We start from the raw sequence: 23148 nt of genomic DNA, 5'->3' as shown, positions 1-23148 counted from the left end.
CCAGCGAGAGCGAGGGCTCACCTACCCTGACTGGACCCGGTCCATCGAGGAACCGGGTCGGCAGCTAGCGGACACGCGACCGGGAGGGGTACGGGTGAACGGGCTTCTGTGTGCCGGCCGGGCGGGGCGATCCGATCCGCCGGCGATGGCCCGCCCGGCGAGTCGGGCGGCGGGCCACGGTGAGTTCGGTGGCGGCCACAGCCGGCCTCGATGGGCTGGTCCGCCTCGGTGACGGTCGCGACCGTCGCCAGGGTCAGGGCCAGTCGGTCGAGACGTTCCTGGCGGGACAGATCGCCGTCGTGGTAGTTGAACGCCGCGTCAAAACCAAGGTCTTGGGTGAGGTGCCGGAGCTTGCTGGCCGAGCCGGCACTGCCGATCACCCGGCTCGCGCCGAGCAGCCGGGCGATCTGTCCGGCCACGCTGCCCACCCCGCCGGCCGCAGCGGAGATGAACGCCGAGTCCCCGGAACGGACCACCGCCCACGCTCAGAAGGGGACAACGAACCCGATCATGAACGACTCATCCCCCTTACCGTCGGCGAGGTCCGTCGTCTCCTGGCACACCTGACCACCAACACCCGTCCGTTCGACCACTCAATCGATGGTCATGGTGGCGACACCGACACCAGTACCGCGCCAAAAGGCCCACTACCAGCGAAGACACCGGACCAACCAGCTACGGCTGGAGTACTAGCGAGGGCTCAAGGTCCGCAGGTGCGCGGGAGGTAGACGATCGGGGCGACGCAGTGCCACGTCTGCGGGTTGATCACGGACGGCGGCTGACGGATCTGGGCCGCGCGCTCGTAGGCGTAGGCGAAGCCGATCAGCTTCGCGTCGTCGCCGCCGGTACCGGTGAACGAGATCGCCACCGGGCGGCGCCGCGTGGGATCGTAGCCCGCAGGCACCGAGATCTGCGCGTAGCCGGCCCGCGTGCCGACCTCGGCGAACGTCGCTGTCGGCGAGAGGATCGCGTCGACTGGCTCGCCGCCGTTGGCCAGCAGACCGTCGATGTAGGCGCGCGAGGCCGCCCGGCCGGCGGTGAGATCGGCCTGGTAGCCGGCGGCGGTGGCGGGATCGGACAGGTCGATCATCGCGTCCGCCTCGAGCCGCCCCTGGCCGAACTTCAACTCGTCCGCCGCGTGCGCGTCGTTGAACGCCACGATGTCGGCCAGTGAGCGCATGGTCCCGCGGTGGCTCGCCAGGTAGCCGGCGACGTCGCGACCCAGCTCTCGGTCCACCACGCTCGGCGTCGTCGGCCGCGCCGGCGCGGTGAGCGGGACCAGCGTCGCGCCAAGGCTCGTCACGAGCGCCACCGCGTTCGCGAACGGCTGCACCGAGACGCCGCTCGTGGGCGCGATCACGCCGATCCGCTTGCCGGCCAGCGCGGTCTTGTCGAGCGCCGCGGTGTAGTCGGCCGGCTGCGCGCCGGCCGCGGCGTCGTCGTCGGGGTCGGGCCCGACCAGCGCGGTGAGCAGCGTGGCTACGTCGGCGACCGTGCGGCCGATCGGCCCCGGCGTCTCCTGGCTTCGCGCCACCGGCAGGACGCCCGTGCGACCGATCAGCCCGAGCGTCGGCCGCATCCCCACGACGCCACCGGCGGTCGCGGGTACGACGATCGACGGCGAAGCGGGGTTGCCCGCGTTGCCGCCGCTGCCGGTCGTGCTCGCGTCGGCCTCGACGCCGACCGTCACCGCCGCGAGGCCGGCGGCCGCCGCTGCGACGGCCCCGGCGCTGGAGCCGTTGAGCGACGAACGCACGTCGTAGGGGTTGAGCACCTGCCCGCTCAGCCCGCCGTAGCCGGCGGGCATGCTCATGCTCATCATCCCCGACAACTCGGTGACGTTGGCCTTGCCGAGGATGATCGCGCCCGCCCGGCGCAGCCGCTGCACGAGCTGCGCGTCGTGCCGCGCCACGTTGTGCTCGAGCGCGAGCGAGCCCGCGGTGGTCGGCATCCCCGCCACGTCGATGGTGTCGCTCACCAGCACCGGAACCCCAGCCAGCGGCCCGCCCGCCACGCCGCGGCGCCGCTTCTTGTCGGCCACCGCAGCTTGGGCGGTCGCGCTCGGGTCGATCGCCCGCACGGCGTTGATCCCCGGCCCCTGCGCATTGACGAAGCGGATGCGATCGAGGTAGGCCCGCACCAGTTGCGCGCTCGTCAGCGTGCCCGCGGCGAAGCGACGCTGAACCTCGGCGATCGTCAGCCGCTGAAGGTCCAGCGGCGGCGGGACGAGGGCGTCGCTCAGCGGGCCGGCGAAGCCGCTGAACGGCGGGCACGAGTGCGGTTCAAAGCGTGGCCCGGGCACGCAGCGCCAGCTCGCCGGATTGAGTTCGGAGGGCGGCCGCCGGTTGTGCGTCGCCTGCTCGTACGCATAGGCGTAGCCGATCAGGTTGAACTCGGAAAAGCGCCGCCCGACGAACGTGACGTTGACCGGGTTGTTCGTGCTGGCGGAATAGCCACCGGGGACGCTGACGATCGGGTAGCCGGCGAACGCCGCCGGGCTGATCAACCCGAGCTGTAGTTGCAGGACGGCGTCGAGGTCGTCGGTGGGGCCGGGGCCCTGATCCAGCAGGCCGTCGAGGTAGGCCTTCGCCCGGGCGATCTCGGCGTCGCGCGTCGCCTCGTACTGGGCCTGCTCCGACGGGATCTCGAGATGGAACATCGATGACGGCCCCATGCGCGAGTCGCCGTACTTGAGCCCCTCCTCGGGGTGCGTCTTCAGGTAGGCGTAGGCCTCGTCGAAGCTCTTGATCGGCGTGCTGGACGGCAGCTGCGTGAGGTACTTGGTGAGGTCGCGGCGGAACTCGCGCGGCAGGATCGGGTCGGCGGTCGGGAAGTTGGGCACCGGGATCTGCACGACGGTCGCCCCGAGGCTCTCCACCTCGGCCCGGGCGGCGTTGTACTGGGCGTTGTTGGAGCCCATGACGCCGATCCGCGCTCCCTGCAACGCATCCGCTTTGAGCGCCTTCGTGTAGTCGGTGCCGGCCACGCCGGCGCTGGCGGCGGTCTTGGGGTCCGCAGGATCGACGCCGGTCAGCGGCCCGAGCAGCAGCGCCGCGTCGGACACCGTCTGTGTGAGCGGGCCGAGCGTGTCCTGCGTGTCGGAGATCGGCACGACGCCATGGCGGCTCCACAGCCCGGTCGACGGGCGAATGCCCACGACGCCGTTCTGGCTCGCCGGCGAGATGATCGAACCCTCGCTGTCGGAGCCGATCGTCAGCGCGGCGAGGCCCGCGGCGGCGGCGACACCGGAGCCGCTGGATGAGCCGCCGGGATCGGCGGCCGTGTCGTAGGGGTTCAGAACCTGCCCACCCAGCGAACTGTTGCCACTCTGTTGATTGTTGGACACGTAGGCGGCGAACTCCGTCAGGTTAACCTTGCCCAGGATCACGGCCCCGGCAGCGCGCAGCTTCCTCACGACGGTCGCATCCTTGTCCGGCACCGAGTGCTCGAGCACAATCGACCCCGCCGTGCTCGGCATCCCAGCCACATCGACGTTGTCCTTAAGCAGCACGGGCAGCCCTTCGAGCGGGCCACGCGGGCCCGACCGGCGCCGGACCCGGTCCGACTCGCGCGCCTCCTCCAACGCGTCCGGATTGAGCGAGCGGACGGCGTTGAGCGCGGGACCCCGCTGGTTGACCGCCGCGATCCGCTCGAGGTAGTCGCGGGTAAGCTCGTGGCTGCTGAGCCGCCCGGAGGCCATCATCGCCCCAAGCTGCGTCGCCGAGGTCATCTCAAGGTCCAATGGCCGGTCCGCAGCGGCTCGCGCCGGCACCAGGCCCGTTCCCAGGGCCACAACCGCCGCGATCAGCACCAGACGATGCGCACGCATGCTTTCCCCCGATCCGCTTCCCCTCCGCCGCGACGAACGGTACGCCCACGCGGAGCGAGCAGACACTCACAACTGACTGAACTACCAGCCGCCGTCTCCGGCAGCTGTCGCATCCGCCGCGACGTCCCCTGGCCGCCGGCCGCGGCCACCTCGACCTGCTGCTTACCACCCCCGCCCTCCCGGTCCTCAGGCCCGCGCCCTACGTCCGACAGGTGCTCGCGGCCGTCTATGACGCCGTCGGCCGGCTCGACGCGATGTCCCGTGTGCTCGCCGCGATCGATCTCGACTGCCAAGTCCTGACCGGCCAATTTCCGAACTAGTGCTTTGACCACAAAGATTCAGGGTGTTGATCGGGAGGTAGCCTCGGCGGGATGACTGAAGGCGACTTCATGATCAAGCTGACGCGGGACGAGGCGTTGGTGTTGTCCGACTGGCTTGACCGCATGATAGGTACGGCAGAGTTCGACGGCCTGGTGAATCAGGATCGCGCAGTGTGGTCGCCGCTGCACCGGATCGCCGGGACGTTGGAAACCTCGCTGGTGGAGGTCTTCGCGCTTGACTACCCCGCCTGTCTGGACGCCGCGCGAGAGCGGCTGTTGGACGCTCGTGGCGAGGCGAGCCAGCCCGCTGACGAGTCGTGATCAACAGCTGGCCTGACCCGTTCAGTGGTGACGTAGGTCAGGGAGCCCGGCTGGCTGGTTGCCCCCTGTACGGTGCCAATACCTGTCGCACCCGCTGTGAGCTGGTGCTTCGCGAGTTTGGGGCAGCTTGGTGGCCATGGTGCTCCGATTGGTCTATCTGGTCGCGATCCGCATGTTCGACGCCCTGCTGCGCGCGGCCCGTAGCGACAACGTCGTGCTCGCGGAACCGCTGGCCCTGCGCCATGAGGTCGCGGTGCTACGCCGCCAGGTCCACGGCCGACCACGACTGTCCTGGTCAGACCGGGCGATCCTGTCCGCGCTGTCCCGCCGCCTGCCCCGCGCGGTCCGTCTCCACCGGATCGTGACCCCGGCAACCCTGCTCGCCTGGCACCGCCGGCTGGTCCAACGCCGCTGGACCTACCCCCACCGCGGCGGTCGGCCTCCCGTCAGCGACGAGATCTGCGAGCTCATCCATCGGATGGCCCGCGACAACCCCCGCTGGGGCCACAAAAGAATCCAAGGCGAACTGCTCGGACTGGGCCACTGCGTCGGCCTCGGCACCATCCGCCGAATCCTGACCCGTGACCGCCTCGGACCCGCACCCCGCGACACCGACGCACCCTACAGGATCAGCACCTACTGCCGGTCGCTCTTAGCGTGCTACGTCGATCACCGCCACGTCTGGGCCGAGCGGGCTCACGGCAAAGCCACGCTCACCACCTGGTGATCCGCACAGGAGGTTGCCGAGCACGACTCCCACAGCACGGTGGGCAGCCAAGAAGGTTGTGACCAGCGCGGACGAGGTTGTCGGCACCCGCACCGTCTACCAATACGTGCACCCGGATCGCCGCGGCTAGCGCACCGGTTCGCTGTGACGCCCCTTCTCCCACGCGCGGGTCGCCTGTACCAGCTGGGCAATCGCCTCCGCGGGATCGGCGAGCAACGCTGCAGGCGGCAGCGAACTCAACCAGGCCCGAGCGGTGTTTACCTCGCCACCGGGAACCCTGAGCACGGCCCGATAGTATCCGCTGAGCAGCGGAAACCGATTGGTGGCGGTACCTTCGAAAGATCTGAGTTCAAGCCCCGGCGGCACCGGCGGGACGCGGCTTCCGTTGGGTATCGGCAGTTCTAGCGCGATGTGGGTCAGGTCCGGCGGCACGACTGGCCTCCCCAGCGTAGCGTCTACATAGGACCGATGCGGGTCGGCGCCGGTGCTCAACCAACTCAGGTTGGTGAGCCCGCCGAGCCTGCCGTTGAGTTCGATGACGAGCAGCTCGCCGGCCGAGATCGCGAGGTCCAATTGCCACGGGCCGGCGGGCCGATAGCCGTCCGTCATGTCCCTAATCACCGCGGCCAGCGAGTTTCGCACCCACTCGGGCAGGTCGGCCGGCATGACACGGATGCGCTTGCCCGGCGCGCAACGCTCGTCGAGCGTGCCGAGCGACGCGACCGGCCAGACAATGGTGCGTTCGGGCAGTGACAGGACCTCCACGGCGACCTCCACGCCAGCGACGACCCGCTGGGCCAGGACCGGATAGGTGACCTCGGAAGACAGGCGGCGCAACGACTCCAGGCTATTCATGAGGTACCGCCCCGAGTGGGATTCGCTGCGCGCCTCCTTGACGATCACGGGCAGGCCGAGCCGCCGGGCCGAGCCGGCAAGCACGTGCGGATCGTGGCAGATCACCCCCTCCGGGACGGGCCAACTCCGCCGATGTGCCGTCTCGTGGAACAGCACCTTGTCGGTGGCTAGCGCGGCGAACCCCGACGGATGCGCCAGCATGCGCCGGCCGAGCCGCTGCCACCGCCGCGCCACACCGGCATACGCCGGAAGCATCCTCTCCTGACCGGGCGAGGTGACGTTGGGGATGGCGATGTCGGCGTCGTAACCCCGGAGCAGGGCGACCAGCCGGTCAGCGGTCGCGTCAACGGGAAGCTCGCCGAACCGGACATCGGCCGCCAGGCACGAGCGCACATCCGTCGACCCGAGCACGACGACGTCGGCGTTGGCCTGCCGCAACGGCACAGCCAGCCGTTCAGCCCGATACTCCCCGAGGAGGACGGCCCTCACCTGGCACCGCTGGAAAGCGCGGCCGGTTCGGAGATCCGGCAGAGCGGATCGATCCTCACCCGCGGCCGCACCCGCCGGCCGATGGCGGTGAGCAGGGAGTCTTCGACATGGTACCCGCGCAGCCAGATCGTGAAGGTGGGCAGCTCCTCCGGGGTCCCACAGAGAACCGTCGACTGTACGGTGTCGAGCGGCAGGTACCGCACCCCGCCCAGCTCTTGAAGTACCACCAGGTGCAGGTCGTTCACGGTGATGATGTGGCCGCGCACGAAGTGGTCCTCGTCTTCGCCCGGCTCGGCCGGCGAGTCGCCGGCTGGCTTCGTCTCGATGGCGACGAGTGGCAGTATCGGCGTGCGGACGGCCGATTGGAACACCACGGCCGTGGCGCCGAGGATCGCCAGCAGCGCCGCCGTCGCGAACAGGCGGGCGAACCACACCGGTACCGGTCCGCAGATGCCCAGGGCGGCCAGCGTCGGCAGGATCAGCAGCAGGGTCACCGAATACTCGCCGGCGGTCCAGGCCTGCGCCACCGCCGCGCTGTTCAACCATCCGTATGCCGCCAACCCCACTAGGCAGATCGCGAGCCCGGCCACCGGGCGGTCGTGCAGCCGCCACAGCGGGCGCTGCGCCACCGCGACGGCGGCCGGCAGCAGCAGGGGAAGATAGATGATCCGCCAGGTAAGGATGGCCAGCATGAACACCGCCAGGATGAACCAGGGCGGCATCGCCCCGAAGATCCTGGCGATTAGCGGCGGCCGCTGACGCAGCAGGCTCTGCGGCGGGGCGGCCTCGACCGCTGAGCGCAGGATGCCTCCGGCGCTCGACATGGCGATCAACACGACCGTGGCGAGCTGCGTGATCGTGGCGAACAGCGCCGCCCCCAGGTTGAGCGGTCCTACGTTGGACACCAGCAGCAGGGTGACCTGGAGGTCGCCGCCTGACTCGACCCACAATCGCAACACCGACAGGGCGGCCGGCATGCCGACGACGAGGCTCCAGAACGCCGCCCGGTGGTCCGGACCGTTGGGACCGTCGGGCTGTGCGCCGTCACTCATTGCGGGCGCACTTTTGAGTCATAGTCCACTAGCTGAGGGGGGTTGTCCACGAGCGGCTGGGAGCGGAACCTCGCGTCCAGGTACGGCCCGATGGTGCGGTCATAGGCCAGCAGCCACGGGCTGGGTTGTGGCCCGTGCAGCCACCGGTTGAGAAAGTAGGCGATCAGGTCGCGCAACGCGGTGTCGCCCTTCGGCACGGCGACACCGATCCGCTCCTCGGCGTCGGCCACGATGAGACTGAGGATCTCGAACCGGTTCGCGTTGGTCGCCACGATGCTCGCCAGGATGGGCAGGTCACTGCTGAAGGCGTCGTACCTGCCGGACTTCATCCCCTCGATGCACTGCTCGCGGTCGTTGACCAGCTCAAGTCTGATGCCCTTGGCCTCCAGCGCCTGCGAGGAGGTCGAGCCGATGCCTGTGCACACGATGATATCGGGTGCCCGCAGGTCGGTGACCGTGTCAATGCGCTTGGTGTGCTGCTTGTTCACCATGACCGCCTGCGGCACCAACTGGTACGGCCCGGCGAAGTCGACCGGCCGGTCGGCCAGCATGGTCAGGCTGGCAACGACCATGTCGGCCTGGTTGGCCTGGAGCACGTGCATTCTGTTCTGCACATTGGTGACAGTGACCCAGTCGATCCGCTCCTCACTGAAACCCAGGTCGGCGGCGAGCGCCTTGGCGATCTCGATCTCGAACCCGCTGCGGACACCCGTGTTGGGGTCGCGAAAACTCAGGTAGGGCAGCGTTTCCCGCACACCAACACGGAGCCTGACCTTGTCCCGCAAAGTCGGAGATTTTTCTCTAAGTGACTCCACCGTCCTCTTAGGATCGTTCTGCTCGACACAGGCGGCGACGCCGCCGAGGGCCAGGAACACCACGACGCTGAAGATGGTAAGGGCACTACGCAGGGCCCTACGCAAGCGGTCGTTGCTGCCGGGATGCAACGTCGAATCGGTAGATTCCTCTATCATCGAAGCCTCTTGCGTGCGTGACGGGAAGGCATAACTGTAGTCGATGACATCAATATCGCGCCAGCACCCAAGAACGCATCACCGCTACTGCGGTTGAATAGCTCGGGTCTGTGGTCTGGTTGATCAGATGCGGCGTGTCGGCGTGAACATCGATGGCAACCGGTCTATGTCGGGGGTGTCCCTATGGTTTGGGCAAGCGGCGAAGCGGGCTTGGTGAGTACTCTTGTCGCAGAGCATGGCGTGGAGGACGTCGACTCGGCGTCGGGCGCGGCGGACATCCCATGTTCTTTGTTGTCAAGAGGCTGGTTCGAGATGTGCCCGGGCGATGGCCTCGTCGTAGACGGTATCGGTCTTGAGGCAGCCGTGCGGGGTGCCGACGAGGCGGTTGCCGAGTTGGCGTAGGGCGGCCTGGTGGCCGATGCCGCGTGTGCGCGCGGTCTCGTAGTAGGCGCGGGCGCCGGTGAGCCGTTCATGGCGCAGAACGCCCACTGGTGCACGGCGTCGCCGAGGCGACGGTTGCGGGCGTAGCGGGCCAGTACGACCTTGCGGGTGCCCGAGTCGCGGGTGTTGGCTCTGTTGCGTCATCAGTCGGTGGCCGGGGCAGAGTTGACGGGTGACGCAAGCACACCATCGTCGTCCATGGTCGCCGGCCGGGCCCGCGTTCGCCGGGTTCCGGTTCCCGGCGGAGGTGATCGTGGTTGCGGTCCGCTGGTACCTGCGGTTCAACCTGTCGTACCGGATGTGGAGGAGTTGCTGGTTGACGCGGAATCGAGGTCGACCACGTCACCATCTTCCGGTGGGTACAGCGGTTCACCCCGCTGCCGGCCGCTGCCGCTAGGTTCACCCGCCGCTCGCCTGGTGATCGGTGGTTTGCTGACGAGACCTATGTGAAGGTCAACGGCGTGTGGCGGTACGTCTACCGTGCCGTCGACCAGCACGGGCAGGTCATCCGATGTCCTCGTCTCGACCCGCCGGGACACGGCCGCGGCTCGAGGGTTCTTCCAGCGGGCGCGGCGGATGCTGAGGGTGACGCCCGCCGAGGTGGTTACCGACGCCTCGTCGGTCTACCCGGCGGTACTCGACGACCTCTTTCCGTCGGCTCGGCACCACCTCGAGCGGTACGCCAACAACCCGATCGAGGCCGACCACAGCCAGCTCAAACGCCGGTTACGCCCGATGCGCGGGCTACGGGCCGACCAGACCGGCGCAGGTGATCGTCGCCGGACATGCGTTTATACAGAACGTGCGACGCGGACACTACGAACTCGAACACGAGACGCCGCCGGCGCTCCGCGTCGCCGTAGCGTTCACCGAACTCGCCCGAGCGATCTGATTCCGGACCGGTATACGAGGTTCGACGCGTCTACCGACTCGAGAACGCAACTGTGAGTGTGAGGGTGCGGTTCTGAGATCGTAGGAGCCGTGCTCCCGCGGGCCGCGGTCTGACCCGGAACGCAACCGGCTCGGTAGATGCCTTCGCGCTGATCTGTCGACTGTGGCTCGCGGGAGGGCTTGCTGTCACCGGACCGGTAGGGCGTGTCCCGATAGGGGCCTTGCCGCAAACAAGGGCACCATCACAGTTCTGACCGTGGGCAGCAGCCGCGACAGGGCTGACAGCACCACTCGGTCGGTGGGCTCCAGATCCGGGCGTGCGACCTGGCGGCGTAGCACCGCGACCTGATGACGTAGCACGAGAATCTCGACGTCCTTGGACCGCTCACCACGCATGCCTCGGACCACCAGCCGCAGCACCTGACACAAGATCAGGTACCCGAAGTACAAGAACATGTCCGCCACCATGCTCCGCGACAAGCTAGCCGAGGCACACAAAGTCGCACCTCAGAGGCCGGAACCGGGTTTCCGAGCGGTACAGGTGGTGCCGGTCCGTGAACCCGTACCCGGAGGCCTGGGGTTGTCGGCGGGCGGGTAGCCGCCGACTCCGCCCGCGCCGCCACCCATCCCCCGCGTTCGCCGGTGCACCAGCGGTCATTCTCCGCGCCGGCCCGGTCGGGCCCGCCCAGGTTCCGCTCGGGTTCGCGAGCCTGCCCGCCGACCTGCCGGCGGTGCGGGCCGATCCCGCCTTGCTGCAGTTGGTTGTGAACCTCGTCGTGGTCTTGATTTCGAACAGGTCGGCGAAGTCGTTACCGACCGCCAGACGTAGCTCGAACGACCTGGGCTCGCGGCCGAAGCACTGCAACTCGATGCGTTCGTGTACCCCCTCACCCACGAACCGTTGACGGCGTATCCCGATGGTGTCCGCTGCCAGGCCAGGCAGTTCCGGGTTGGCCAGGAAGAACGCCGCGGAATAATGATCGACGATGCACGAGGACAGGACGAGCGGCGGCGCGCCGTTGATGGTCAGTTGCCAACGGCTGAGGTACCGCGTGTCGTAGTGGACCAGACCCCCGATCGATCGGGTGGAACGTCACCGGCCGCGTTGGAGAACATGAAGGTCGACGCTTCGAGGATGCCGACGGCGTCCGGGCCGAGCTCCGGCGGCAGATCACGTACCATGCCACTGGGCGCGCCGCCCACGGTTCGGGCAGACGGCATCGGGTCCGCCGGGGTCGGACGCGGCTCTTGGCTCGTCACGACACTGATTCCCCTTCTTCGGTCTTTCCGGCCGTCGATCGGCGCCCAGCCAGTGCCCGCCCCTCGGCTACTTCTCTTCCTCACTGCCCTTCGGGTTTCGCCACCGGTCCGAGCTTGGTCCGGTGCGGTCTGCGTCGAACGGGTTGTCGCTGGCTTCGTCGGTGTGTTCGAAGCTTGGCCGGCGTACCTGTTCCGGTTCCGGCACCTCCACCGGGCGGGCGCCGGACCGCTCTGGCGGATGGTGCGCGACGGCCGCCTCGGCGCCGTGCGCGCCCTCCGCCGTCGGTGGCTCCGGCGCCTGATGCTCGAGACGCACCTCGTCCCGCATCCGCTGGGGTGGTTTGGCGGCCCGCTGGGGTAGGTTCCGGCCGAGGTCGGCGACGAGGGGGCCGTACTTGGCGTCGAAGGCGGGCCGCTCGGAGCGGATCTTGGGCATGCGGTCGAAGTTCCGCAGCGGCGGCGGACAACTGGTGGCCCATTCCAGGGAGTTACCGAACCCCCACGGGTCGTCGACCTCCACGGCCTGTCCGAACCGCCAGGACTTCCAGATGTTGTAGATGAAGAACAGGGTGGAGGCGCCGAGGACGAAGGAGCCGATGGTCGAGATCGTGTGCATTGTGGTGAAGCCGTCGGTCGGTAGGTAGTCGGCGTAGCGGCGGGGCATGCCGTCGTTGCCGAGCCAGTGGTGGATCAGGAAGGTGGTGTGGAAGCCGAGGAACATGGTCCAGAAGTGCACCTTGCCGAGTCGTTCGTCGAGGAGCCGGCCGGTCATCTTGGGGTACCAGAAGTAGACCCCGGCGAAGGCGGCGAAGACGATGGTGCCGAAGAGTACGTAGTGGAAGTGGCCGACGACGAAGTAGGTGTCGTGGGTGTGGAAGTCGACCGGTGGGCTGGCCAGCAGGACGCCGGTGAGGCCGCCGAAGAGGAAGGTGACGAGGAAGCCGATGGAGAACAGCATCGGGGTCTCGAAGGTGAGTTGTCCCTTCCACATGGTGCCGATCCAGTTGAAGAACTTGATCCCGGTCGGTATGGCGATGATGAAGGTGAACGCGGAGAAGAACGGCAGGAGGACCTGGCCGGTGGCGAACATGTGGTGTGCCCAGACGGTCAGGGAGTAGAGGAAGATCACGACGAGTGCGGCGACCATGGTCTTGTAGCCGAACAGGGGCTTTCGGCTGAAGACCGGGATGATCTCGCTGATGATGCCGAAGAACGGCAGCGCGACGATGTAGACCTCGGGATGGCCGAAGTACCAGAACAGGTGCTGATACAGGAGCGGGCCGCCGTGCTCGGCCGCGTAGACGTGAGCGCCGAGTACCCGGTCGGCGAGCAGGGCCAGCAGGGTGGCCGCCAGCAGTGGAAAGACGACGACGGCCATCAGGGCGGTGACGAGCATGGCCCAGGTGAACAGCGGCATCCGGAACATGGTCATGCCCGGTGCCCGCAGGGTCAGGATCGTGGTGATGAGGTTGACCGATCCGAGGATCGTGCCCAGTCCGGAGAGGACGAGGCCGATGACCCACAGGTTGCCGCCGATCCCGGGCGTGTGTTCGTAGCGGCTCAGTGTCGGGTAGGCCGTCCAACCGAAATCGGGCCCGCCGCCGGGGATGAGGAAAGCGCCGAGCACCATCAGGCCACCGAACAGATACAGCCAGTACGCCAGCGCGTTCAGTCGGGGGAAGGAGACGTCCGGGGCGCCGATCTGCAGCGGCACCAGGTAGTTGCCGAACGCGAACGCGAGCGGGGTCGCGAACAGCAGCATCATGATGGTGCCGTGCGAGGTGAACAGCTGGTTGTACTGCTCCGGGGAGAGAAACTGCATCCCCGGGCGGCCGAGTTCGGCGCGCATCAGCATCGCCTCGAGTCCGGCCACCAGGAAGAAGCCGAAGGACGTGGTCAGATACAACAGTCCGATCTGTTTGGCGTCGGTGGTGCCCAGCAGGCGCAGGAGTTGGCTGCCGGGCACGGCCTTGCGGATCGGCCCGGGATACCCGCCGGATCGGGCCGGCGCCAGAATCAGCCGGCCCGGATCACGTCCGGGCTCAGTCGTCACCGGCTTCCGCATCGCTGCTCATCCCATCGACGAACGGACTGGCCGGGCGAGGGACACCCGGTGAGGTCGAGCTACCGGCGGTGCGAGGGCAGAGGTGGCGGTGGCGTCGGCGGTACCGGTCAGCTGGTGGGCTGGAAGACGGCCCGTACGCATCCGTCGAGTTTCTGTTTGAACATCTCGTAGCCGCGCGGAGCCTCGTCCAACGGCATGGTGTGCGTCGCGAGATGCTCCGTGACCAGCTCGCCGCGGGCCATCCGCTCCAGCAGCATGGGAATGTAGCGCTGTCCGTGCTGCTGCGCGCCGCGCAGCGTCAGCCCCTTGTTCATCAGCGCCCCGAGCGGGAACTTGTCCACCATGCCGGCGAACACGCCCAGGACGAACACACTGCCGCCCTTGCGGCAGTTGTAGATCGCCTCCCGGGCGGCGATCGGCCGGTCGGACTCGATCCGCAACTGCTGCTTGATCTGGTCGTACCAGAGTTGCGGGCCGCCGCTGTGCGACTCCATCCCGACCGCCTCGATGCAGACGTCCGGGCCTCGACCGCCACTGCGCTCCAGCAACTCGGCGCCGATGTCCTGCTGCTCGTAGTTCAGCGTCTCCACGCCGAGATGCGTCTGGGCCATCTGGAGGCGGTTGTCGAGTCGGTCGATCACGATCACCCGCTCGGCGCCGAGCAGCACGGATGCCCGCGCCGCCATCTGCCCTACCGCACCGGCGCCCCAGACCGCCACCACATCGCCCGGTTTCACCCCGGCGAGGTCGGCGCCCATCCAGCCGGTCGGCGCGGAGTCGGAGGCGAACAACGCGCGCTCGTCGCTCACCCCGTCCGGGACGGTGAACGCGCCCTGGTCGGCGTAGGGGACCCGGATGTACTCGGCGTGGCTGCCGGCGAAGCCCCCGAGTGCGTGCGAGTAGCCGTAGCAGCCGCCGGGCGCGGAACCCCAGACGTTCTCGGTGATCATCGGGTTCGTGTTCCCGTTGTCGCAGAGCGAGAACTGCTGTTGCTGGCAGTACCAGCACTTGCCGCAGGAGATGAACGAGCAGACCACCACCCGGTCGCCCACCTTGTGGTTGCGTACCTGGGGACCGACCTCGACGATGTCGCCGAGGAACTCGTGGCCGAGGACGTCGCCGCGTTCCATGAACGGGATGTACCCGCCGAGCAGGTGCAGGTCCGATCCGCAGGTCACGGTCCGACGGACCCGGACGATGGCGTCCTGCTCGTTGCGGATCTGCGGGTCCGGAACCTGCCGTACCGCGAGTTCGTTGGCTCCCTCCCAGACCAGTGCCTTCACAGCCGTCCCTCCCGTCGACCGTGTCGGGTGGCCATCTGCAGTGGTTTGTTCAACGGAGTCGACTCGGTGGTGGGCGGATAGTCCGGGTGGAGAACCTCACTGGTCTCGATGAGCTGTTTCGACTCTCGCAGCGCAGCCCGGATCGCCTGCTCAGGATCCCGGCCGGTGGCCCGCCGGGCGGCGGCAACAGGCAGTCGGGCACCGTCGCGCAGCCGGACGGCGATCTCGGTGCCCCGGTCGCCGGCGGCGGGCCGGACCTGGACCTCGACGGCGTCGCCAAGCCCGGCCAGCGGCTCGGGGAACTGTCCGCCCGGAGCGACGTCACTGGCCGGCCGGTTCACCGTCGCGACATGCCACTGCGGCCCGCGCCGTCGCGCCTGACCTCGTTGCCAATGGTCGCTGCCCCGGCCAGCCCCGCCGAGCAGCCGCCGGGCGATCATTCCGCCGCCCAACGCGACCGCTCCGCCGATCAGCCACCTCATGTCCGCCCCCGTCGCTTGATCTGCTCGTGTGGGTGCCGTCGATAACAGCGTCCTTCAAACGCAAACCATCTCATATAGGACGGGCTCGTGTGTGTGCTTCTGGCACTCGGTGAGTTCCGTCAAGCGGTCAACTGGCCGCTCTCTGGACGAGGCGGTCGCCAGGCAGCACAGCCCTGGTAGTGCGACCTCTCTCCGCACAGGCTCTCGCTGCACAGCGGGCATGTGGCGGGATTGTCCGCCGTCGAGTGGCTGTCGCTGGCCTGTTTGCCGGTGCCCGCACCGGGAAGGCGACCGCGAGCGAGCGATGCGCCGCCGACGGCGCGGCGCCGCGAAGGGAGGCCGCAAAATGACACAGAGCCAGCAGCCACTGACCGGCAAGCGAGTCGCTTGCCTCGCCGCCGACGGGGTGGAGGACGTGATGCGCTCGTCAGTGCTCCTGTCGCGCAGCCGGTGCTGCAGCGCCGCCTCGATGACCTCGGGTACGCCGAACCATCCTGCTGCCGTGAATAGTCGGTGCCGCGGGTTGTGGCGATACGACCCTGCCACGGGCTGTCCATCACGGACCTCGACCTCACCGATGATGTCATCGGGCGGCACCCGCCCGCCCGGATCGCCTTCCGTCCATCGAGCAGGTAAGCGTGACCGGTGCCCTGCACCGCCGCTTGGCGCCGAACGCCGTCGCACCGGCCGATGTTCTCGAAGATGACCCTCGACAGCAGGCGAAGGAACGCGCCGTTCTCCCGAACATCAGCCACCACCAGCCTGTGCGAGTCGGCGCCCTCACGGACGACCGCCATCACCGCCTCCGGATTCAGACCGTGCCGGACCACTCAATCCGCCTCCAGCAACGACAGGACCTCGCGCTCACCGCGACCGAAGTCCAGCCGGTAGCGGAACACCTGACGATCAAGGCCGGCCACGCCCACAACCTACTCCCGGAACACGAACCAATCCTGCACGCGCAAGACGCCCTGCCTATCTCTGGCCGCCGACCACGCAACGCCACCGTCAGCCGGAGCCGTCACGTTCCGTGGCTGGCCTTCAGTGTCGGTCGACGTCCGGATCTGACGACGAACGGGAGTCTGGCCGGAACCGCTCAGGCGACATCTGCGCCCGCCTCCCCAATGGCGATCACATATGGTCGCGTCATGATCGAATCCCAACGCGAAGCCGTGCCGAGCAACGACGGTGGCGATCTCGACACCGCCCTCGCCTTCCTGTCCTTCGCTCGATCATGCGTGGTGAAGAAGGTCGCGGGCTTGAGCGAGGAGCAGCTGCGACGCCGCCTGGTCGTCTCCGACACCACACTGCTGGGCGTGGTCCAGCACTTGACCGACGCCGAACGGTACTGGTTCGGCTACACGTTCGCTGGCGACCCGCACTACGCCGACGTGGACTTCGACATGGTGGTCGAGCCGGACCGGTTCCCAGATCAGATCATCGCTGACTACCGGGCTGCGATCGCCGAGAGCGACGCCCACATCAGCGCAGCCGCCGGCCCGGATGTTCTCACCACGCAGCTGGTCGGTGACGCGCCTCGTACGTTCGCTGGGTGCTGGCCCACATGACGAGCGAGACCGTCCGGCATGCCGGTCACGCCGACATCCTGCGGGAGCTTACCGACGGTGTCACCGGTAGGTAAGAGATCGCGACTCGGGCCGCACCCTGTACTGCGCCAAACCTGTCGCACAGGCTGTGAGCTGGGAGTTCTCGATTCGGGCTGATGATCTCCGGTATGGTCGTGCGGTTGCTGTACCTGGGAATGATCCGCCTGATCAGCGGTTTGGGGTTGTTGATCCGCGGCGACAGGACGTTGCTGGTCGAGGTCCTCGCGTTGCGGCACGAGATTGCGGTGCTACGCCGCCACGTTTACGGCCGGCCGCATCTGTCCTGGCCGGACCGGGCGATCCTGTCCGCCCTGGCCCGCCTACTGCCCCGTCGGATACGGGAACATCGGATCGTCACCCCGCCACGTTGCTGAGCTGGCACCGCCGGCTCGTGCGACGACACTGGACCTACCCGAACCGTCCCGGCCGACCACCGATCAGCGACGAACTCCGCGCCCGGGTTCTACGACTCGCACGAGAACACCCGCTGGGGACACCGCCGCATCCACGGCGAACTCATCGGACTCGGCCACCAGATCGGCGCCGCAACCATCCGCCGGATCATCGCCGCACCAGACCCGGTCCCGGGCCGCGAGGCATCGACACCTCCCGGCGGACCTTCCTCCGCACCCAGGCCGCCGGACTACTCGCCACCGACTTCTTCCACCTCGACACCATCAGCCTGCGGCGAAATCTAGCTTGTTCTTCAGCCTCGGCTGCCGGTCTGGCTGCGGAGTCCTGTGTGGCTGGGCTGCTGCCGTCTGACACGCCCAGTGCGCCACGACGGCGGTGGACGATCCGGCGGCGGGGTTGGCGGCGTTCCGGCGGGAGTTCTACCGGTGTCTGACCCGTCGGGCGGATGCGTTGTTCGAGCTGGTCGACGCGGCGCTGTGCGCGGACGGGCCGGTGGGTTCGCTGGTCGGGCTGTCGCTGGTTGGTGAGCATCGGCGTGGTCACGGGTCGTTGTACGCGGCGTTGAACCGGGGGCCGTGTCGATGTCGACCGGCTGCGGACGGCGTTGGCCACGGTGCCGGTGCCCCGGGCCGGCGACGGTCGGATCGTGCTCGCGGTGGACGTGACGTGCTGGCTGCGGCCGGAGGCCCGCACGGGTGCTGTGTCACACCTACGGCCGCGGCAAGGACACGCACCTCATGATCCCGGGCTGGCCGTACTCCCTGGTCACCGCGTTGGAGACCGGCCGCAGCTCGTGGACGGCACCGCTGGATGTCCGCCGTCTGGCCCCGGGCGGCGACGCCGCCACGGTCACCGCCGGGCAAGTACGCGACGTGGTGCGGCGGCTGATCACGGCCGGGCATTGGCAGCCGGGGGATCCGGACATCCGGATCGTCGCGGACGCCGGCTACGACGGTCCCCGCTTGGCGTTCCTCCTAGCTGACCTGCCGGTGCGGGTGCTGGTCAGAATGCGCTCCGACCGGGTCCTGCGACGCCGCGCTCCGCTGGAGCGGACCGGTAACGGCCGGCCGCCACGCCACGGCGACGAGTTCATCTTCGCCCGACCCGGCCAGTTGGGGCGACCCCGACGTGGCCACCACCACCGAGACCCGTCTCTACGGCGCCGCGACCGTGCGGGCGTGGCACGCGCTGCACCCCCGCTTAACCCACCGCACCGCCTGGACCAGCCACACCGACGCGCTGCCGATCATCGAGGGCACCGTGGTCCTGCTGACCGGCGACCGGCTGCCGTCGGGCGCGACCGCGAAACCGGTCTGGCTCTGGTCGTCCAAGCCCGAGGCCAGCCGCAGCGAGGTCGACCTGCTCTGGCAGGCGTTCCTGCGCCGATTCGACATCGAGCACACCTTCCGCATGGTCAAACAGACCCTCGGCTGGACCAGCCCGAAGCTACGCGATCCGCACGCCGCCGACCGCTGGACATGGCTCGTGCTGACCGCCTACACCCAGCTGGCGCCTCGCGCGCACAGCCGCCGCCGACCTACGCCGCCCCCTGGTACCTGCGTTACAACCTCTCGTATCGAGACGTGGAGGAACTGCTGGTCGAGCGTGGTGTCGAGGTTGACCACGTAACCGTGTTCCGGTGGGTGCAGCGGTTCACGCCGCTGCTGGCCGACGTCGCCCGGTTTGCCCGTCACTCGCCTGGTGACCGTTGGTTCGTTGACGAGACGTACGTCAAGGTCAATGGCGTGTGGCGGTACGTGTCAGGCCCACCACCAATTCAACACAAACCATCGCGGCTACGCCGCGCTGCTGCCGCCTGCCCACTTACTGAACATTTTCGAGTCAGCCGCGATCCGGGCGCTACAGAACGTGACGGCGTGATGGTCAACCTCGCCGGCTGCCGGCTGGCCCCTGGGGACAGCCAACAGCCGGTACGGGTGTGGTCAGATGGCGTGGATGGTCATATGCCGTAGATGAAGTATTCGTCGACTCCGCCGGCGCTGTTGGCGTTGCGTAGGTAGACGGTGTTGTTGCCGGGTCGGCGGACACCGGGGGTGTCGGTGTTGTCCTTGTTCCAGTCGCCTGGGACGGGGATGTCGCCGGATGCGCCATGGCCGAAGACGAATTCGTGGTCGAGGCTGGTGGTGCCGTCGGTGAGGTACCAGGTGGAGTTGCTGGGGCGGAAGACGCCGACGGTGTCGATGCCGTCTTTGTTCCAGTCGCCGGCGACGGGGATGTCGCCGGATGCGCCATGGCCGAAGACGAATTCGTGGTCGAGGCTGGTGGTGCCGTCGGTGAGGTACCAGGTGGAGTTGCTGGGGCGGAAGACGCCGACGGTGTCGACGCCGTCTTTGTTCCAGTCGCCGGCGACGGGGATGTCGCCGGATGCGCCATGGCCGAACTTGAAGATGGTCGTGGCGTCTCCGCTGTTGATGTCGCGGAGGTACCAGGTGGAGTTGCTGGGCCGGAAGACGCCGACGTTGTCGACGCCGTCCTTGTTCCAGTCGCCGGCGATCGGCACGTCCTCCGGAGGCACATCTTCGGCGATCTTGTCATAGCGGACCGGGGTGTAGAGGCCGGCGTAGCTGGCCGTCCAGGTGCGCTCGACGGTGTCGCGGCTGCCCGTCTGTTCGATGACCACCGGTGTGGTGCGTGCGGAGTCACCCCACTTCACGAACAGGGCGACGTGGTTCTCGCTGGGATCTCCGGTGTGCCGGAGCAGGGCGTCGCCCGGCCTGAGATCGCTGCGTGAAATCTGGTGTGACCGGGTGTCCAGGTTCCCGGTCCAGAAGCCGTTCCCGACGCCGCCGAGACCCCACGCCATCGAGACGAAGCCCGAACAGTCGGTGCGGTAGTCACCGTACTGGTTTTTGTAGCACCGGTTCTGGCTGTACGGGACGCCACCCACGCTGAGCCAGCTTCGCGCCCGGGTGATCGCATCGGCTCGGAGCATCGTCTTGTCGGAACCGTTGTTGGCACACGGCAGAGGTGTGGTGGTTACCGCAGCCGATCTTGCCCCCTGCGGCGAGAGGCCTGGGTACTCGGGCAGCGGTGGGTCCCCGGGCACGCTTGCGGCGCCCAGCCCCGCCGCGTCGACCGCTGGATTGTCAGGCGTCGCTGACGCTGTCGCCGGCGTCAGGGCTACAGCGGCGGCCAGCGCGACGATCGGTACCAGTGACCGACGTGCCAGCCAACCGCTCCGTCGAGCGTAAGAGCGCATGTATGTGTCCTCCCATGTGACGGCGGGCTGTGGCCTCGCCTACAGAGAGTGTGGGAATCGCCTCTGGCGTACGACTGGAGGATCAACTCCGGTACTGGATCCGGTACCACGATTCGTGCAGGCCAAGGCGGCGATCTGGCTGGGTGAGTCGGATACGGCCGCACAGCACTGCGGGCCGTCCGTGACCTGCGGCTCTGTTGCGTCGCCGGTTGCAGGCCCTGGGAGAGTTGACGTATGAAGCGATCGTGCCATCGTCGTCCCTGGTCGCCGCCAGGGTCGGCGTTCGCGGGATTCCGGTTTCCGGCTGAGGTGATCGTGGTCGCGGTCCGCTGGTATCTGCGTTTCAACCTGTCCTACCGGGATGTGGAGGAACTGCTGGTCGAGCGGGGTGTCGAGGTCGGCCACGTCACCGTGTACCGGTGGGTGCAACGGTTCACCCCGCTGCTGGCCGACGCCGCACGGTTCGCCCGCCATTCGCCTGGTGACCGGTGGTTCGTCGATGAGACCTACGTCAGGGTCAATGGCGTGTGGCGGTACGTGTACCGTGCCGTCGAGCAGCATGGGCAGGTCATCGATGTCCTCGCCTCGGCCCGCCGGGACGCCGCCGCGGCGCGGCGGTTCTTTCAACGGGTGCTGCGGATGCTGAGGGTGGCGCCCGCCGAGGTGGTCACCGACGCCTCGCCGGTCTACCCGGCGGTACTCGACGACCTGGCCCCGTCGGCTTGGCACCATGTCGAGCGGTACGCCAACAATCCGGTCGAGGCTGACCACAGCCAGCTCAAGCACCGGTTACGGCCGATGCGCGGGTTACGGACAGACCGGACCGCTCAGGTGATAATCGCAGGACATGCCTTCATGCAGAACCTGCGACGCGGACACCTACGAACTCGGACACGAAGCGCCACCGGCGCTACGCATCGCCGCAGCGTTCACCGAACTCGCCCGAGCGATCTGATCCCCACCGATACCGGACCCGACGCGTCCATCGATGTCACCCTGGCCAGCGCCGCCCAGTTGTTCCTCACCCAGACGCGGCTAACCGCCCCAAAAGCAACCGGGCAGTGCTGAGCCTCTACGCCGTCCTACGGCACCTGCAATACCAACTCGCCACCTGGCTCGGCTTCTGCCCACCTGCGTAGGCCGAGGGCGGGTTGGTGGCGAACGTGACCGCGTCGTCGATAGCGGCTTCGTCGCGGCGGGCGGGATCGTCGCACCAGACCCGAGGCAGGTAGAGCTCTCGGTCGATGAGGGTGCGACCCATCGGGGTGGCGTAGGCGAGAAACACCCCGAGCTGACAGTTCTCGGTTCGCCCCGCAGTGCCGGAGTACTGCCGCTGAACCCCGGCCCGATTTCACGCCCTTCTTCAGGAAGCCGGTTTCGTCGACGATCAGCACCCCGTCGTCGTGGCCGAGATGCTCGGCCACGTAGGCGAACAGGTCGTCACGGACCGCGTCCGGATCCCACAACGACCGGTTGAGCAGCCTCTGCATCCGATCCGGCGTCGCGTCACCGGCAGCCTCGGCAAGGGTCCAGCCGTTCTTCGCCGCCAACGGCGACAACAACCCGACCAGATAGCTGAGCGCCTGCTTGCGCGGCTGCGCACGCCCGAACCGGTGCGCAAACCGCGCCAGTAGATCATCCAGACCCGCCCGCCACCCGACGATTTGATCGACCAACACAAGCGCGATAGCTTGCCTGGCTCGCCAACAGAGGCATCAGACACGAAGTGCGACCACCTCGGCCAGCCCGGTGCATAACATCGACACTGACAGCTGGCTCGTCGGCACTGACACAGCACCGATCATGCCGTTCATCTGCGGAAATACCAGGACACGCAGGTACGGCTGGAGTATTAGTACTCCAGCCGCACCTGTAGTGAATTGGGGCGGGCGACGTCGGGATCTGGCGTTGCCCGCCCGCTCGGTCAGGGCGTCCGGTCAGCCGGGCAGGCGTACCGCCACTGCGGTGTTGCTGGGCAGGTCGTCGGCCACCCGCCAGTAGGTCGGGTTGAACTGTGCGGCGTCGAAGACCACGTCGCCCCACATCCAACCGGCCGGGCGTCGGCGCAGTACGAAGACGTCGATGCCGCCGTACTCGGTGTCCGCCGAGGCGCGGGCGAACTCGGCCGGGTCCTTGATTCCGGCGATCCGGACGAGCTCGGCGTGCCGCTCGTCCCAGTGCGAGAAGGTGTTGGCTGCCAGTCGATGGACCGCGACGTAGCCGTTCCACGGGTAGTAGGCGAACATCCGCTCGTCGTAGGCGAGCGTCGAGGGCCGGGCTCCTTCGCCGAGCGTCCCCTCGACCACCTCGCGGATCGACTCGACCGGGAACCAGACGACGGTGACGCCCTTTGCCGCGTACCGGGGTCGCTTCCCGTTCGGCAGCGGTTCGGCGTGGGTGTAGGTGGCGAGGTTCGGCTCGATGCTGTCCGCTGGTCGGCTGACGTCGTTGATCCCCCGTGGCGAGGGCATCCAGGTGTTCATGCTGGCCAGTCCCGCGACCACCAGCAGCGTCGCCGTGCCGAGCAGCGCGACACCGCGCAGTGAGCGTTTGGTCACCCGGCGGGCGAGCGCCGGTACCGCCGTGACGGCGGTCAGGACGCCGGCCGAGGCGAACACCAGGCCGATCAGCCGGCTGGTGTAGTGCAGGTAGAGGGTGTGGCCGTTGCCGACGAAGATCAGCACGAGCGCCCACCGGTACACGTAGACACCCGCCACGAGCAGCAGCATCGGACGGGCCCACCACCGGGTCTTCCAGTACCAGACCAGCCCGAGCAGCCCGACGAGTTCGACCATGTAGAGCGGGGCACCGAAGGGACCGGTCAGGAACCAGACACCGAGCGGGTCCCCGACGATCGAGGCCGAGATGAAGTAGTCGTTGACCCGTTCACCGTGAAGGGTGAAGGTGCCGTAGAGATAGGG

16 protein-coding genes and 6 pseudogenes are annotated in these 23148 nt (G+C 68.1%); 8 read left to right on the top strand and 14 right to left on the bottom strand.

Translation table 11 applies throughout. The features are described 5' to 3' along the window. Nucleotides 1–17: 17 nt before the first annotated feature. Both ACFP2T_RS48195 and ACFP2T_RS39220 read right to left on the bottom strand, forming a co-directional pair. Nucleotides 18–476 (bottom strand): zinc-binding dehydrogenase, encoded by a 459-nt coding sequence (locus ACFP2T_RS48195; protein ID WP_465264292.1) that lies wholly within the window; start codon nucleotides 474–476, stop codon nucleotides 18–20. Nucleotides 477–700: 224 nt separating this feature from the next. Further along, complete coding sequence (locus ACFP2T_RS39220) at nucleotides 701–3829, bottom strand: amidase family protein (protein ID WP_377431442.1); 3129 nt, start codon at nucleotides 3827–3829, stop codon at nucleotides 701–703. Between the two features lie 371 nt (nucleotides 3830–4200). Between ACFP2T_RS39220 and ACFP2T_RS39215 the strand changes: the two genes are divergently transcribed. Both ACFP2T_RS39215 and ACFP2T_RS39210 read left to right on the top strand, forming a co-directional pair. Beyond that, a complete protein-coding gene (locus tag ACFP2T_RS39215) occupies nucleotides 4201–4470 on the top strand; it encodes a hypothetical protein (RefSeq protein WP_377431439.1) in 270 nt (89 codons plus the stop codon). Nucleotides 4471–4606: 136 nt separating this feature from the next. Beyond that, complete coding sequence (locus tag ACFP2T_RS39210) at nucleotides 4607–5197, top strand: helix-turn-helix domain-containing protein (RefSeq protein ID WP_377431437.1); 591 nt, start codon at nucleotides 4607–4609, stop codon at nucleotides 5195–5197. Nucleotides 5198–5323: 126 nt separating this feature from the next. On the opposite strand, the gene ACFP2T_RS39205 is transcribed toward ACFP2T_RS39210, so the two are convergent. The 4 genes from ACFP2T_RS39205 to ACFP2T_RS39190 form a co-directional block, all read right to left on the bottom strand. Further along, on the bottom strand, nucleotides 5324–6541 hold the full coding sequence (locus ACFP2T_RS39205) for an ATP-grasp domain-containing protein (protein WP_377431435.1): 1218 nt from the start codon (nucleotides 6539–6541) through the stop codon (nucleotides 5324–5326). Further along, nucleotides 6538–7593, bottom strand: a complete 1056-nt coding sequence (locus ACFP2T_RS39200; protein WP_377431433.1) for a hypothetical protein — start codon at nucleotides 7591–7593, stop codon at nucleotides 6538–6540. The genes ACFP2T_RS39205 and ACFP2T_RS39200 overlap by 4 nt, the downstream gene beginning before the upstream one ends. Beyond that, on the bottom strand, nucleotides 7590–8471 hold the full coding sequence (locus tag ACFP2T_RS39195; RefSeq protein WP_377431431.1) for a transporter substrate-binding domain-containing protein: 882 nt from the start codon (nucleotides 8469–8471) through the stop codon (nucleotides 7590–7592). The genes ACFP2T_RS39200 and ACFP2T_RS39195 overlap by 4 nt, the downstream gene beginning before the upstream one ends. 387 nt (nucleotides 8472–8858) lie before the next feature. After that, entirely contained in the window at nucleotides 8859–9053 is a 195-nt protein-coding gene (locus ACFP2T_RS39190) for a hypothetical protein (protein WP_377431428.1), read from the bottom strand. A gap of 124 nt (nucleotides 9054–9177) precedes the next feature. Here ACFP2T_RS39190 and ACFP2T_RS39185 point away from each other — a divergent pair. Beyond that, nucleotides 9178–9897, top strand: a pseudogene (locus ACFP2T_RS39185) (IS6 family transposase). Nucleotides 9898–10082: 185 nt separating this feature from the next. On the opposite strand, the gene ACFP2T_RS39180 reads toward ACFP2T_RS39185, so the two are convergent. From ACFP2T_RS39180 to ACFP2T_RS39160, 5 genes are all read right to left on the bottom strand, one after another. Then, the gene (locus ACFP2T_RS39180) at nucleotides 10083–10352 is read right to left on the bottom strand and encodes a hypothetical protein (protein WP_377431426.1); all 270 of its coding nucleotides are present in this window, start codon (nucleotides 10350–10352) and stop codon (nucleotides 10083–10085) included. Between the two features lie 25 nt (nucleotides 10353–10377). Further along, entirely contained in the window at nucleotides 10378–10920 is a 543-nt protein-coding gene (locus ACFP2T_RS39175; protein ID WP_377431552.1) for a glycogen debranching N-terminal domain-containing protein, read from the bottom strand. 303 nt (nucleotides 10921–11223) lie between these two features. After that, entirely contained in the window at nucleotides 11224–13221 is a 1998-nt protein-coding gene (ctaD, locus tag ACFP2T_RS39170) for an aa3-type cytochrome oxidase subunit I (protein ID WP_377431424.1), read from the bottom strand. 107 nt (nucleotides 13222–13328) lie between these two features. Further along, nucleotides 13329–14504, bottom strand: a complete 1176-nt coding sequence (locus ACFP2T_RS39165) for a zinc-dependent alcohol dehydrogenase (protein WP_377431421.1) — start codon at nucleotides 14502–14504, stop codon at nucleotides 13329–13331. Then, nucleotides 14501–14986 (bottom strand): SRPBCC family protein, encoded by a 486-nt coding sequence (locus ACFP2T_RS39160; protein WP_377431419.1) that lies wholly within the window; start codon nucleotides 14984–14986, stop codon nucleotides 14501–14503. Before ACFP2T_RS39160 ends, ACFP2T_RS39165 begins: the two co-directional genes overlap by 4 nt. Before the next feature lie 1148 nt (nucleotides 14987–16134). Here ACFP2T_RS39160 and ACFP2T_RS39155 point away from each other — a divergent pair. From ACFP2T_RS39155 to ACFP2T_RS39140, 4 genes and pseudogenes are all read left to right on the top strand, one after another. After that, nucleotides 16135–16628 (top strand): annotated as a pseudogene (locus ACFP2T_RS39155) (DinB family protein). Nucleotides 16629–16721: 93 nt separating this feature from the next. Continuing rightward, nucleotides 16722–16967, top strand: a complete 246-nt coding sequence (locus ACFP2T_RS39150) for a hypothetical protein (protein WP_377431417.1) — start codon at nucleotides 16722–16724, stop codon at nucleotides 16965–16967. A 415-nt stretch (nucleotides 16968–17382) separates the two neighbouring features. Continuing rightward, a pseudogene (locus ACFP2T_RS39145) lies at nucleotides 17383–18595 on the top strand (NF041680 family putative transposase); the annotation flags it as partial. Next, nucleotides 18549–18767, top strand: a pseudogene (locus ACFP2T_RS39140) (IS6 family transposase); the annotation flags it as partial. The pseudogenes ACFP2T_RS39145 and ACFP2T_RS39140, both read left to right, overlap by 47 nt. A 200-nt stretch (nucleotides 18768–18967) precedes the next feature. Here the strand turns inward: ACFP2T_RS39140 and ACFP2T_RS39135 are convergent. After that, on the bottom strand, nucleotides 18968–19960 hold the full coding sequence (locus ACFP2T_RS39135; RefSeq protein WP_377431415.1) for an NlpC/P60 family protein: 993 nt from the start codon (nucleotides 19958–19960) through the stop codon (nucleotides 18968–18970). Between the two features lie 501 nt (nucleotides 19961–20461). On the opposite strand from ACFP2T_RS39135, the pseudogene ACFP2T_RS39130 reads away from it, so the two are divergent. Then, a pseudogene (locus ACFP2T_RS39130) lies at nucleotides 20462–21182 on the top strand (IS6 family transposase). A 192-nt stretch (nucleotides 21183–21374) separates the two neighbouring features. On the opposite strand, the pseudogene ACFP2T_RS39125 reads toward ACFP2T_RS39130, so the two are convergent. Together ACFP2T_RS39125 and ACFP2T_RS39120 are read right to left on the bottom strand one after the other, a co-directional pair. Further along, nucleotides 21375–21906, bottom strand: a pseudogene (locus ACFP2T_RS39125) (IS701 family transposase); the annotation flags it as partial. Nucleotides 21907–22164: 258 nt separating this feature from the next. Continuing rightward, the coding region (locus ACFP2T_RS39120; protein ID WP_377431413.1) for an arabinofuranosyltransferase at nucleotides 22165–23148 on the bottom strand (984 nt) is incomplete at its 5' end.

Source organism: Plantactinospora solaniradicis (assembly GCF_042658085.1).
GTDB lineage: Bacteria > Actinomycetota > Actinomycetes > Mycobacteriales > Micromonosporaceae > Plantactinospora > Plantactinospora solaniradicis.
This window is presented reverse-complemented; position numbering and strand designations above follow the sequence as displayed.

Excerpts from the sequence above, each read along its gene's own strand:
- ACFP2T_RS39220 (WP_377431442.1), bottom strand. The coding sequence starts at position 3,829 with ATGCGTGCGCATCGTCTGGTGCTGATCGCGGCGGTTGTGGCCCTGGGA.
- ACFP2T_RS39215 (WP_377431439.1), top strand. The coding sequence starts at position 4,201 with ATGACTGAAGGCGACTTCATGATCAAGCTGACGCGGGACGAGGCGTTG.
- ACFP2T_RS39210 (WP_377431437.1), top strand. The coding sequence starts at position 4,607 with ATGGTGCTCCGATTGGTCTATCTGGTCGCGATCCGCATGTTCGACGCC.
- ACFP2T_RS39200 (WP_377431433.1), bottom strand. The coding sequence starts at position 7,593 with ATGAGTGACGGCGCACAGCCCGACGGTCCCAACGGTCCGGACCACCGG.
- ACFP2T_RS39180 (WP_377431426.1), bottom strand. The coding sequence starts at position 10,352 with ATGTTCTTGTACTTCGGGTACCTGATCTTGTGTCAGGTGCTGCGGCTG.
- ctaD (WP_377431424.1), bottom strand. The coding sequence starts at position 13,221 with ATGCGGAAGCCGGTGACGACTGAGCCCGGACGTGATCCGGGCCGGCTG.
- ACFP2T_RS39160 (WP_377431419.1), bottom strand. The coding sequence starts at position 14,986 with ATGAGGTGGCTGATCGGCGGAGCGGTCGCGTTGGGCGGCGGAATGATC.
- ACFP2T_RS39150 (WP_377431417.1), top strand. The coding sequence starts at position 16,722 with ATGGTCGTGCGGTTGCTGTACCTGGGAATGATCCGCCTGATCAGCGGT.
- ACFP2T_RS39135 (WP_377431415.1), bottom strand. The coding sequence starts at position 19,960 with ATGCTCCGAGCCGATGCGATCACCCGGGCGCGAAGCTGGCTCAGCGTG.